Source organism: Actinotalea solisilvae (assembly GCF_016464425.1).
GTDB lineage: Bacteria > Actinomycetota > Actinomycetes > Actinomycetales > Cellulomonadaceae > Actinotalea > Actinotalea solisilvae.
In genome coordinates, this window is sequence record NZ_JADDKQ010000004.1 from 35,090 (window position 1) to 47,194 (window position 12,105).

Here is a 12,105-nt window from a genome sequence, read left to right on the forward strand (position 1 = left end):
CCCCGGATGGGTCGGTCCTCGGGTGCGCGCGAGATCCGTCCCCCGTCGGGTGTCACAGACGCGCCGTCGCGCGCTCCTCCCCGATGAGGCACGCGCGTGCCAGGACGGGAGGAGCCCGGTGTCGCAGGTCGTTGTGGGCCCACGGTCGGCGTCGATACGCTCGACGTCTCCGCCGGACCCGGAAGGGCTCAGGTCGATGAACCCCACAGCGGGACCCGCAGCCGACGACGTCGGAGAACGCACCGGCCTCGCCGCGCTCGCCGCCGCCGCGCTCGAGGCCTACCGCGCGGGGCGCACCGCCCCGCTCGAGGACCTGGTCCGCGAGGCGACGCCGCTGCTCTGGCACGTCGTGCGGTCGCAGGGGGTCGAGCGCGACGAGGCGCAGGACGTCGTCCAGGGCGTCTGGCTCGCCTTCGTGCGCAGCGCCGCGACCATCCGCGAGCCCGACGCGGCGCTCAAGTGGCTGCTCGTCAGCGCCCGCCGGGCGGCGTGGCAGGTGGTCGCTCACCGGCGCGGCGACGCCCGCCGCACCACCGCGCTCGACGACGACGGCGTCGCGCACCCCGAGCTCCGCTCCCCGGACCCGGCGCCCGACGAGTCGGTGGTGACCGACGAGCGCGACCGCGCCCTGTGGCGCCGGTTCGTCCTGCTGCCCGAGCGGTGCCAGCAGGTGCTGCGCTTCGTCGCCATGGCCGACCGGCCCGACTACCGCGCGATCGCCGAGGTCACGGGGATGCAAGTGACCGCCGTCGGCGTGACGCGCGGCCGCTGCCTGGCCAAGCTGCGGGCGCTGCTCGCGACCGAGGAGGTGTGGGGCGCATGAGCACCGACGAGACGTTCCCGGCCGACGCGCCGCTCGACGCGGGGGACCTGCGCGTCCTCGCGGGCCTGCGGCGCACGCTCGACGCTGTCGACCCCGTGCCCGCCGACCTGGTCGAGCGGTCGCTCTTCGCGCTCTCGCTCGAGGCGCTGCACACGCAGGTCATGGAGCTCCAGCTGCTCGAGGTGCCCGAGATGGCCGTGCGCGGCGGCGACACGACGGTCGAGGCGCGGACCATCACCTTCACGGCGGAGCCCGTCACGGTCATGATCACCCTGTCCGTGTCGCCGTCGGGCGGCGTGCGGATCGACGGCTGGGCCGCACCGGCGCGCCGCTACGACGTCGAGCTCCTGCGTCCGGGCGGCAGCGTGCGCACGCAGACCGACGACGACGGCGGCTTCGTGCTGCCGGACGTGCCCCCCGGCCCGGCCGGCCTCGTGCTGCGGCACGACTCCGGACCGGCCGTGAGCACGCCGGTGATCGAGCTGTGACGCGCGTCCCGCGCGACGACCGACCGACCCGCACCACGACCAGCACCACCACCGAGGGGGACGCATGACGCAGGAGAGCAGTGACCGCCGCGCCCGCGCACGCTCGGAGCGGCCCGAGAGCCTCGCCTGGCGCGTGCGGACGCTCGACCCCCGCAGCGCCGCGCGGCGCGGCGGCGCGGCGGACCCCGCGCCGACGTCGTACCTCACGGACCAGCTGATCGTCTTCGGGAGCCAGGCCGACGCCGCCGACCTCTCCCCGCTCCTCGAGGTCGCCGAGCGGCGCGGCTGGACGCTCGACGTCGACCCCGCGGACCTCCGCGACGCACGTCTGCTCGAGCAGGCGGACCTCTCCGGGCTCGCGCGCGAGGCGATGCAGTCGGGCGCCTCGTTCGCGGTCCGCGTGCGCCCCGGGAAGGGCTCCGTGGCGCCCGCGCCGGACGCCTGGGAGCTCGTCGAGTCCTTCCGTGCGCTGGACTCGGGTGCCCTCCGCGTGTCGCTCGACCACCTCGTGGTCGCGACGCCGGGCATCGGCGGGGCGCCGCTCACCGACCCGCACCCGCTGACGGACCCGCACCCCCTGACGGACCCCCACCCGCTGACCGACCCGCACCCGGTCTCCGGGATCCCCGAGTACGCCGTGCCCGGCTGGGGCGGGCGCAGCGCGGTGGCGTGGGTCGGTCCGCGGCCCGTGCGTCGTCACGGCGACGGCGAGTCGGTCGTGACGACGAAGGGCGGCCTGCCCCGACCGGTGGTCGCCGTGCTCGACACGGGTGCCGGCACCCACCCCTGGCTCGGACCGGACGTCGTCGTCCGGGACCCGAGCGTGCTCGGCGTGCCCGTCGGCCCGTTCCCGGTGCTGCCCCCGGCCGAGGACCCGGAGGACGGCGGCATGGCGGGCTCCCCCTTGACCGGCGGGCTCGACCCCGCCGCGGGCCACGGGACCTTCATCGCGGGCATCGTGCACCAGCGGTGCCCGGACGCGGTCGTCCTCTCGTGCCGGCTGTACGGCGGGGTCGGCGTGATCGCCGAGTCGGACCTGCTGCGCGGCCTGCGCCGGCTGCTCCTGTTCCACCTGCTCGGGCTCGCGGGGCGTGAGGGCTACGTGCCGGTCGACGTGCTCAACCTGTCGCTCGGCTACTACCACGAGCGGCCGGAGGACGCGCTCTTCGACAGCCCGTTCGGGTCCGTGCTCGCGGCGCTCCGGACCCAGGGGGTCGCGGTCGTCGTGTCCGCGGGCAACCACGGTGACCCGCGTCCGCTGTTCCCGGCGGCGTTCGCGCCCCCGGTCGCCGGCAGCCCGCCGGTGCCCGTGCCGCCCGCCGTGCTCGACGACGTCCCGCCCGTCGTCTCGGTGGGGGCGCTCAACCCCGACGGCACGACCGCACTGTTCAGCAACGACGGGCCCTGGATCACGTGCCTGCGGCCCGGAGCCGCGGTCGTCAGCACGCTGCCGACGCCGACGGACGGGTCGCGGGCGTCCTCGCGCTCGCTGCCCGGCCGGCGCGCGGGGGAGGAGCGCTCGACGCTGGACCCCGACGGGTTCTCGGGCGGCTTCGGCGTCTGGAGCGGGACGTCGTTCGCCGCACCCGTCCTGGCGGGCGACGTCGCCGCCGCGCTCCTCGAGGCGCGCGAGCAGGGCGGCGTGACCGCGTCGTCCGTCACCGACCCCGCCGGGCGTCGCGCGGCGGCGTGGGCGGCCATCACGGCGGCCACGGGGCTGCGCCCCGCGTGAGCGCCGCGGCGCACGGGTGAGCCGATGGGCGGGCGGATGACCCCGGGGGCGGGGACCGACGTCGTGCTCGACGCGCTCCGCGCGCTCGAGGAGGGCTTCGAGCACAACTCCGCGGGTCGGCCCGCCCGCGCGTCGAGCGCGTTCCGCGAGGTCCTGCGCCGCCTGCCGACGTCGCCCGCCGACCCGCCGGGAGCCGCGCCCCGGGGGCAGCGCGCGGGCAGCCGACCGGCGCCGGACCCGGGGGACCACGCCGCCGACGTGGCGTACCTGCGGGCGCGCGCGCTGCTGGGCCTCGTCATGAGCGACTTCGAGCTGCGCGCCGATGTCGCCGCGAGCCTGGCCGTGCTCGACGAGGCCGAGACGTGGGCGCGCAGCGGCGGCGCGACCGGGGTCGAGGTCGCGGTGCTCGGCCAGCGCGGGCTCCTGCGCATGCGGGCCGGGGACCCGCGGCAGGCGCTGCGCGACCTCGACCGGGCCGTCGCGATGCTCGACGCCGCCGAGCCCGTCGACGCGTGCCGCGTGCTGCTCAACCGGGGCTCCCTCGCCCTCGAGCTGGGCCAGCGGGCGCGGGCGCGGGCCGACCTCGAGCGCAGCGCCGAGCGCGCGCACGCGATCGGGCACGCCCTGCTCGAGTTCAAGGCCCGGCACAACCTCGGCTACGTCGAGTTCCTCGCGGGGGACCTGCCCGCCGCGCTGGGAGCGATGGCCGACGCCGAGGAGCTCGGGCCACCGGACTCGCTCGCCGCGGCCCTCCTCGACCGCGCCCAGGTGCTGCTCGAGGCGGGGCTCACGAGCGACGCCGACCGGATGCTCGCGCGCGCGGCCCGGACCCTCGCGGAGCAGCGCCTCGTGCACGACCTGGCCCAGACCGAGCTGGCGCGCGCGCACGTCGCCCTGGTCACCGGGCGACCGCACGACGCCCTGCGGTGGGCGCGCTCCGCACGTCGGCGGTTCGCGCGTCGGCACAACGCGCAGTGGTCCGAGCGCGCGGAGCTGGCGGTGCTCCGGGCGTCGCTCGCGGTGCTCGAGGACGGCGGCGGTGCCCGGCCCGCGGGCACCGCCCCCGACGGCGCGGACGCCGGGACGGGAGCTGCGGGCGCCGGGGCGGGAGCCGAGGCGCGCGACCGGGCCGCGCGCGTGCGGCTGGCGCGGCGGTGCGAGGCGCTCGCCGCGGTCGCGTCGGCCGGGGTCGCCCGGGCCGCCCGCGCCACCGCGGCCCAGGCGCTCGTGGCCGCCGGTGCGACCGACCGCGCCCGCGTGCTCGTGGACGCGGTGGGGCGGCTGAGCACGCGCGACCTCGCCCTGACGCTCCAGGTCCGCGCGGTCCGCGTCCAGATCGCGCTCGCCGAGGGCCGGCCGGACGTGGCCCGGCGCGAGACGCGCGCCGGCCAGGCGCTGCTCGCCGACCAGCGGCGGCGGCTCGGCTCCGTCGAGGCGGTGACCGCCGCCGCGGTCCACGGGGAGCGCCTCGCGCTCCTCGACGTCGGCGCCGCGCTCGCGTCGCGGGACCCCGCCGCGGTGCTGGCGGCGGTCGAGCGCGGGCGGGCGACGACGGCCGGTCCGGCGCGCGTCCGCCCGCCGGACGACCCCGTCCTGGCCGAGGTGCTCGCCGAGCTGCGCCAGGGCATGGAGCGGGCGCGCGCCCGGCCGCCGGGCGAGGTGCCGCCGTCGGTCGAGCGGGAGCTGGCCCGCCTGCGGTCGCACGCGCGCGAGCGCACGTGGCGCCTGGGGGAGGGCACGCGCGCCCCCAGGGCGGTGACCGCGCGACAGCTGCTGCGGGCGCTGCGGCCCGTCGGCCCGCGGAGCGCCGTCCCGACGGCGGCGCCCGGCACGACGGTCGCGGACCTCGTCGCCCACGACGGGCGCGTCCACGCGGTCGTCGCGGACCCAGCGGGGCTGCGGCTGCTCGACCTGGCGCCGCTCGCGGCGGTCGACGAGGTGGCACGCCGGCTGGGCGCCGACCTCCAGGTCCTGGCCAACCCGCTGCTGCCGGCGGCGCTCCGCGACGGCGTCCGGCGGTCCCTGGCGCGCGGCCTCGAGCAGCTGGACGCCCACCTCGTCCGCCCGCTGGGCGCGGACGGCCCGCTGCACGTCGTCGCCGGCGGCGCGCTCGTCACCCTGCCGTGGGGGCTCGTGCCGTCGCGGGTCGGCCGGGCGACGAGCGTGAGCCCGCGCCTGCAGCTCGCGCCGGTGGGCGAGCGCGCCACCGACGCCGTCGCGCTCGCAGGCCCCGGGCTGGGGCACGCGCGGGCGGAGGCCGAGGTCGTCGCCGCGACGTGGCCGCGCGCTCGGCTCCTGGTCGGCGAGGCCGCCACCGCGTCCGCCGCCACCGACGCCCTGCGCACCGCGGGCGTCGTCCACCTCGCCGCGCACGGACGGCACGAGGCCGACAACCCGCTCTTCTCGTGGGTCCGGCTCGCGGACGGCCCGCTCTTCGCGCACGAGCTCGAGGGCGCCGTGCTGCCGGGCTCGCTCGTGGTGCTGTCGGCGTGCGAGGTCGGGCGCGCGTCGGTGCGTCCGGGGGGCGAGGTGCTCGGCCTCGCGAACGTCCTGCTGCGCCTGGGCGCGGGCGCCGTCGTCGCGTGCCTCGCGCCCCTGCGCGACGCCGTCGCGGCGCGGGTCATGCCCACGCTGCACGTCCTCGTGCGGGGCGGCGCGAGCCCGGCCGAGGGGCTCGCCGCCGCGTGCTCAGGCGTCGACGAGCCGGTCGCGCTCACCTGCTTCGCGCCGCTCGCGGTGGACCTCCCCGAGCACCGCCGCGACGACGCCGGCGGCCAGCACCGCGGCGGGTGACGACCCGCGCAGGCGCACGACGCCGTCCCGCCCCGCCGCGGGCACGTCCGACCCGGGTGCGCTGAGGTCGCCCCGCGCGCTGCAGCCCGGCAGCAGGCCGGCGTCGTCGTGCGCGGTGACGGCGGTGACCCCGGAGACGGACGCGGGGAACGCGAGGACGTCGGGCCCGAGGTCGCCCGCGGCGACGACGACGCGCACGCCGCTCTCGGCGACCGTGCGCAGGACCATCGCCACCCGGCGGCCGAGGCGGCGTCGGCCGAACGGCAGCACGAGGACCTGAGCGCCGTCGGCCACCACGCGCCGGACCGCGCGCACGAGCAGCTCGTCGCTGGTGAACCCGCCGACGGTGAGCACCGGGACCACGAGCAGGTCCGCGTCGGGCACGAGGCCGAGCACGTCGCGCTCGCCCTGGCCGACGAGCAGCGACGCGTGGGCCGTCGCACGCGCCGACCCCTCCGCCGTGGCCGCCACCGCGGGGACCCGCGTCCGGCCGCGGTCCCAGACGCGCGCCCCCCGGAGGTCGGGGTGCGCGGCGTCGACGACGCCGTCGAGCAGCGCGACGCGCACGCCGGCACCGGTGCGGGGGAGGTGCGTGGGCGGGTAGGCCACGCGCGGGACGCCGAGCGGCGCCCGCCGTCGGTCGCCGAGCCACCGACCGGCCAGCCAGAGCCCGACGTCGACGGGCTCCCCGCCGTCGACGTCGCGTACCGTCGGGGTGCTCAGCAGCGCGGTCATCGCCGGTCCCTCCTCGTCGCGGCCCACGTCCTCCAGGAGCGCGCGGCCGGCGCCGTGTGACACCACGGCGCGATTTGGTCCCCCCGCGACCGTCGCGTACGCTGGCCAGGCCCAAGACCGCAGGTCGTCGGCTGCCCGTGCTCCTCTGCTCGCAGAGCGCGTGGGTGGTGGACCGAAGTCCCGCTCATCAGCGGAGGCCGGCGCAGGTGAGAGACTCAGGACCGGACGGCAGCGCCGTGCGCACGCAGGACGTGCGTGGCGCTCGTCCCCTTCGAGCCCCGCGCCTGCGCGGGGCTCTTCTCATGTCCGGGGTGACGTCCGTCCGACGCCGGCGGTACGACCACCGGAAGGATTGCCATGGCGAGGCCGGACAAGGCAGCCGCGGTAGCCGAGCTCTCGGACCAGTTCCGTGACTCGAACGCCGTCGTGCTGACCGAGTACCGCGGGCTCACCGTCGCGCAGCTCAAGCAGCTGCGTCGCGCGCTCAGCGGCAACGCAACCTACGCCGTGGTGAAGAACACGCTGTCCGCCATCGCGGCCAAGCAGGCTGGCGTCGACATCGCCGACGACCAGCTCGCCGGCCCCTCGGCCGTCGCCTTCGTGACCGGTGACCCGGTCGAGGCGGCCAAGGGCCTGCGTGACTTCGCCAAGGCCAACCCGCAGCTCGTCATCAAGGGCGGTGTCCTCGACGGACGCGCCATGACGGCCGCGGACATCACCAAGCTCGCGGACCTCGAGTCCCGCGAGGTCCTGCTCGCCAAGGCAGCCGGCGCCTTCAAGGCCAAGCTGTACCAGGCGGCTTACATGTTCACGGCGCCCACGGCCCAGGCCGTGCGCACCATCGATGCCCTGCGCGAGAAGCGGGCGACCGAGGAGCAGGCGGCCTGACCTCCGGGTCCTGACGCCTCGCCCCTCGACACACCACCCCACCTGCCCCCCGGCCCCACCGGCCGGACGGCGCAGGGCAATCAGGAAGGACACGCCACCATGGCGAAGCTCACCACCACCGAGCTCCTCGACGCGTTCAAGGAGCTCACGCTCATCGAGCTCTCCGAGTTCGTGAAGGCCTTCGAGGAGACCTTCGAGGTCACCGCTGCCGCTCCCGTCGCCGTGGCCGGCCCGGCCGCCGGTGGCGCCGGCGCCGCTGCCGCCGAGGAGGTCGAGGAGAAGACGGAGTTCGACGTCGTCCTCGAGGCCGCCGGCGACAAGAAGATCCAGGTCATCAAGGAGGTGCGCGCGCTCACGAGCCTGGGCCTCAAGGAGGCCAAGGACCTCGTCGACGAGGCGCCCAAGCCCGTCCTGGAGGGCGTCAACAAGGAGGCGGCCGACAAGGCGAAGGCGGCCCTCGAGGGCGCCGGCGCGACGGTCACCGTCAAGTGACGTCGTTCTGACCTCTGCTGGACCCGGCGCCTCACGGCGCCGACGCACGACAGCGAGGCCCGCACCCCTCCGGGGGTGCGGGCCTCGCCGCGTCCCCACCCGCTGCGTCCCCACCCGCTGCGTCCCCGACCCCGCGCCCACGCGGCCCGTCCCACGCCCGGCCGGACGCTCGCGTGCGAGCGTCCGTGCAGGTGGAGGCGTCGACGACACCTCCGGACGCACGGACGCTCGGATCCGAGCATCCGGACGGGAGGGGGCGCTGCGGCGGGCGCGGGCGCAGGTGGGGGAGCCGGCCGCGACGCCGCGTCCGCAGGGTGGAGAACCGGGGATGGGACCACGGCGCGAGGGCCGGGTCAAGTCGTCGGATGACCTCAGTGGACAGGCGGAGACAGCTCGGGTACGCTAGCGCTTTGCGCTGGCTTGTGCCTGCACCCCTCAACCCGCCCCGGTCCCGCCGTCCTGCCCGAGCTCTGCCCGGTGCCCGGACGTCCGCCGCGGTCTGGTGACGGCAGGGTAGGCCATGACCCGGCGCGCGTGCACTCGATCCGCAGGGAAGGACCCCTCTTGGCTGCCTCGCGCACCCCTTCTGCACCTCTCGCCGACGCTATCGCGAACCGCACTGCATCTCGCCGCATCTCCTTCGCCAAGATCCACGAGCCGCTCGAGGTCCCCGACCTCCTCGGCCTGCAGACCGAGAACTTCGACTGGCTGCTCGGCAACGCCGCGTGGCAGGAGCGCGTCGCCGCCGCCGTCGAGGCCGGACGGCAGGACGTCCCGGAGACGTCGGGCCTCGAGGAGATCTTCGAGGAGATCTCTCCGATCGAGGACTTCGGCGGCAGCATGTCGCTCTCGTTCCGCGACCACCGCTTCGAGCCGCCCAAGTACACGGCGGAGGAGTGCAAGGAGAAGGACTTCACCTTCGCCGCGCCCCTCTTCGTGACGGCCGAGTTCGTCAACTACACGACGGGCGAGATCAAGAGCCAGACGGTCTTCATGGGCGAGTTCCCGCTCATGACCGAGCGCGGCACCTTCATCATCAACGGCACCGAGCGCGTCGTCGTCTCGCAGCTCGTCCGCTCCCCGGGCGTGTACTTCGAGCGCACCGCGGACAAGACGTCCGACAAGGACATCTTCACCGCGAAGATCATCCCGTCGCGCGGCGCGTGGCTCGAGTTCGAGATCGACAAGCGCGACGCCGTCGGCGTGCGCGTCGACCGCAAGCGCAAGCAGTCCGTCACGGTGCTGCTCAAGGCGCTCGGCCTCACCGAGTCGCAGATCCGCGAGGAGTTCGCGCAGTTCCCGGCCGTCCTCGAGACGCTCGAGAAGGACCACGTGAACACCGAGGAGGAGGCCCTCCTCGACATCTACCGCAAGATCCGCCCGGGCGAGCCGCCGACGGTCGAGGCCGGTCGCGCGCTGCTCGAGAACTTCTACTTCAACCCCAAGCGCTACGACCTCGCCAAGGTCGGCCGCTACAAGGTGAACAAGAAGCTCGGCATCGACGCCCCGCTCACCGACTCGGTGCTGTCGGTGTCGGACGTCGTCGCGACCGTCAAGTACATGGCCGCGCTGCACGCCGAGGTCGCCACGATCCCCGGCGCGCGCGCCGGCGAGGCGATCGACGTGCGCGTCGAGACGGACGACATCGACCACTTCGGCAACCGCCGCATCCGCGCGGTGGGCGAGCTCATCCAGAACCAGGTCCGCACGGGCCTGTCGCGGATGGAGCGCGTCGTGCGCGAGCGCATGACGACGCAGGACGTCGAGGCGATCACGCCGCAGACCCTGATCAACATCCGCCCCGTGGTGGCGTCGATCAAGGAGTTCTTCGGCACGTCGCAGCTGTCGCAGTTCATGGACCAGAACAACCCGCTGGCCGGCCTGACGCACAAGCGTCGTCTGTCCGCGCTCGGCCCGGGCGGTCTGTCCCGCGACCGCGCCGGCATGGAGGTCCGTGACGTCCACCCGTCCCACTACGGCCGCATGTGCCCGATCGAGACCCCTGAGGGCCCGAACATCGGCCTCATCGGCTCGCTCGCGACGTACGGGCGGATCAACCCGTTCGGCTTCGTCGAGACCCCGTACCGCAAGGTCACCAAGGGTCGCGTCACGGACGAGGTCCACTACCTCACGGCCGACGACGAGGACCGTCACGTCATCGCCCAGGCCAACGCCGCGCTCAAGGAGAACGGGCAGTTCGCGGACGACCGCGTGCTCGTCCGGACCAAGGGCGGCGAGGTCGAGCTCGTGCCCGGCGAGGCCGTGGACTACATGGACGTCTCGCCGCGCCAGATGGTGTCGGTCGCGACCGCGATGATCCCGTTCCTCGAGCACGACGACGCCAACCGCGCGCTCATGGGCGCCAACATGCAGCGCCAGGCGGTCCCGCTGGTCCGCTCCGAGGCGCCGCTCGTCGGCACCGGCATGGAGCGGCGTGCGGCCGTCGACGCCGGCGACGTCATCGTCGCGACCAAGCCGGGCGTGGTCACGGAGGTCTCCGCGGACCTCATCACCGTCGCCAACGACGACGCGACGACGTCGACCTACCGGGTCGCGAAGTTCCGTCGCTCGAACCAGGGCACGTCCTACAACCAGCGCGTGCTGGCCGACGAGGGCGACCGCGTCGAGGTCGGCTCCGTGCTGGCCGACGGCCCGGCGACGGACGAGGGCGAGCTCGCGCTCGGCCGCAACCTCCTCGTCGCGTTCATGTCGTGGGAGGGCCACAACTACGAGGACGCGATCATCCTGTCGCAGCGCCTCGTGCAGGACGACGTCCTGTCCTCGATCCACATCGAGGAGCACGAGGTCGACGCGCGCGACACCAAGCTCGGGCCCGAGGAGATCACGCGGGACATCCCGAACGTCTCCGAGGAGGTCCTCGCGGACCTCGACGAGCGCGGCATCATCCGCATCGGCGCCGAGGTCGCGGCGGGCGACATCCTCGTCGGCAAGGTCACGCCCAAGGGCGAGACCGAGCTGACCCCCGAGGAGCGCCTGCTCCGCGCGATCTTCGGCGAGAAGGCCCGCGAGGTGCGCGACACGTCCCTCAAGGTGCCCCACGGCGAGTCCGGCACGGTCATCGAGGTCCGCACGTTCAACCGTGAGGACGGCGACGAGCTGCCCGCCGGCGTGAACGAGCTGGTCCGCGTCTACATCGCCGCGCGCCGCAAGATCACGGACGGCGACAAGCTCGCCGGCCGCCACGGCAACAAGGGCGTCATCTCCAAGATCCTCCCGGTCGAGGACATGCCGTTCCTGGCCGACGGCACGCCCGTCGACGTCGTGCTCAACCCGCTCGGCGTGCCCGGCCGCATGAACGTCGGCCAGGTGCTCGAGACCCACCTCGGGTGGGTCGCCAAGCAGGGCTGGGACATCGCCGCGGCCGAGGGGTCGCCCGAGTGGGTCGCCCACGTCCCGCCGGCCGCGGAGCGCAACGTGCCGGGCAACCCGGTCGCGACGCCCGTGTTCGACGGCGTGCCCGAGAAGGTCCTCACGGGCCTCCTCGACGTCACGACGCCGAACCGCGACGGCGAGCGCATGGTCGGCTCCGACGGCAAGGCCCGGCTCTTCGACGGCCGCTCCGGCGAGCCGTTCCCCGAGCCCGTCTCGGTCGGCTACATGTACATCCTCAAGCTGCACCACCTGGTCGACGACAAGATCCACGCCCGGTCGACCGGCCCGTACTCGATGATCACCCAGCAGCCGCTCGGTGGTAAGGCGCAGTTCGGCGGTCAGCGGTTCGGCGAGATGGAGGTGTGGGCCCTCGAGGCGTACGGCGCGGCCTACACGCTCCAGGAGCTCCTCACCATCAAGTCCGACGACGTCCCCGGCCGCGTCAAGGTCTACGAGGCCATCGTCAAGGGCGAGAACATCCCCGACTCGGGCATCCCGGAGTCGTTCAAGGTCCTCCTCAAGGAGATGCAGTCGCTCTGCCTCAACGTGGAGGTGCTGTCCTCGGACGGCGTCTCCATCGACATGAAGGAGAACGACGACGAGGTCTACCGGGCCGCGGAGGAGCTGGGCATCGACCTGTCCCGCCGCCCCAACGCCTCGAGCATCGAAGAGATCTGACCTCGCGGGTCCGCCGGGACACCCCTGTCCCGGCGGACCTCGCCACCGGCTCCCTCCGGCCGTATACCGGGGAACACAGACAG

General features: G+C 75.1%; 8 protein-coding genes. 7 read left to right on the forward strand and 1 reads right to left on the reverse strand.

Features of this window, described 5'->3' with window-relative positions; translation table 11 throughout:
- The first annotated feature begins 196 nt into the window (after positions 1 to 196).
- The 4 genes from JIG38_RS04985 to JIG38_RS05000 all read left to right on the forward strand — a co-directional run bounded on the left by JIG38_RS04985 (position 197) and on the right by JIG38_RS05000 (position 5,836).
- Positions 197 to 823 carry an RNA polymerase sigma factor gene (locus JIG38_RS04985; RefSeq protein WP_199422669.1) on the forward strand — a complete coding sequence of 209 codons (627 nt, stop codon included), beginning with the start codon at positions 197 to 199 and terminating at the stop codon, positions 821 to 823.
- Positions 820 to 1,311, forward strand: coding sequence for a hypothetical protein (locus JIG38_RS04990; protein WP_199422670.1), 492 nt, complete (start codon positions 820 to 822; stop codon positions 1,309 to 1,311). Before JIG38_RS04985 ends, JIG38_RS04990 begins: the two co-directional genes overlap by 4 nt.
- Before the next feature lie 64 nt (positions 1,312 to 1,375).
- Positions 1,376 to 3,043 carry a S8 family peptidase gene (locus tag JIG38_RS04995; protein WP_199422671.1) on the forward strand — a complete coding sequence of 556 codons (1,668 nt, stop codon included), beginning with the start codon at positions 1,376 to 1,378 and terminating at the stop codon, positions 3,041 to 3,043.
- Between the two features lie 36 nt (positions 3,044 to 3,079).
- On the forward strand, positions 3,080 to 5,836 hold the full coding sequence (locus JIG38_RS05000; protein ID WP_199422672.1) for a CHAT domain-containing protein: 2,757 nt from the start codon (positions 3,080 to 3,082) through the stop codon (positions 5,834 to 5,836).
- Here the strand turns inward: JIG38_RS05000 and JIG38_RS05005 are convergent.
- Positions 5,732 to 6,571, reverse strand: a complete 840-nt coding sequence (locus JIG38_RS05005; protein ID WP_199422673.1) for a S8 family serine peptidase — start codon at positions 6,569 to 6,571, stop codon at positions 5,732 to 5,734. The genes JIG38_RS05000 and JIG38_RS05005 overlap by 105 nt on opposite strands.
- Before the next feature lie 357 nt (positions 6,572 to 6,928).
- On the opposite strand from JIG38_RS05005, the gene rplJ reads away from it, so the two are divergent.
- The 3 genes from rplJ (at position 6,929) to rpoB (ending at position 12,022) form a co-directional block, all read left to right on the forward strand.
- The gene (rplJ, locus tag JIG38_RS05010) at positions 6,929 to 7,459 is read left to right on the forward strand and encodes a 50S ribosomal protein L10 (protein ID WP_199422674.1); all 531 of its coding nucleotides are present in this window, start codon (positions 6,929 to 6,931) and stop codon (positions 7,457 to 7,459) included.
- A gap of 99 nt (positions 7,460 to 7,558) precedes the next feature.
- Positions 7,559 to 7,951, forward strand: a complete 393-nt coding sequence (gene rplL / locus JIG38_RS05015; protein ID WP_199422675.1) for a 50S ribosomal protein L7/L12 — start codon at positions 7,559 to 7,561, stop codon at positions 7,949 to 7,951.
- Between the two features lie 564 nt (positions 7,952 to 8,515).
- A complete protein-coding gene (gene rpoB, locus JIG38_RS05020; protein WP_199422676.1) occupies positions 8,516 to 12,022 on the forward strand; it encodes a DNA-directed RNA polymerase subunit beta in 3,507 nt (1,168 codons plus the stop codon).
- Positions 12,023 to 12,105 lie beyond the last annotated feature (83 nt).

Excerpts from the sequence above, each read along its gene's own strand:
- JIG38_RS05000 (WP_199422672.1), top strand. The coding sequence starts at position 3,080 with ATGACCCCGGGGGCGGGGACCGACGTCGTGCTCGACGCGCTCCGCGCG.
- rplL (WP_199422675.1), top strand. The coding sequence starts at position 7,559 with ATGGCGAAGCTCACCACCACCGAGCTCCTCGACGCGTTCAAGGAGCTC.
- JIG38_RS04985 (WP_199422669.1), top strand. The coding sequence starts at position 197 with ATGAACCCCACAGCGGGACCCGCAGCCGACGACGTCGGAGAACGCACC.
- JIG38_RS05005 (WP_199422673.1), bottom strand. The coding sequence starts at position 6,571 with ATGACCGCGCTGCTGAGCACCCCGACGGTACGCGACGTCGACGGCGGG.
- rplJ (WP_199422674.1), top strand. The coding sequence starts at position 6,929 with ATGGCGAGGCCGGACAAGGCAGCCGCGGTAGCCGAGCTCTCGGACCAG.
- JIG38_RS04990 (WP_199422670.1), top strand. The coding sequence starts at position 820 with ATGAGCACCGACGAGACGTTCCCGGCCGACGCGCCGCTCGACGCGGGG.
- JIG38_RS04995 (WP_199422671.1), top strand. The coding sequence starts at position 1,376 with ATGACGCAGGAGAGCAGTGACCGCCGCGCCCGCGCACGCTCGGAGCGG.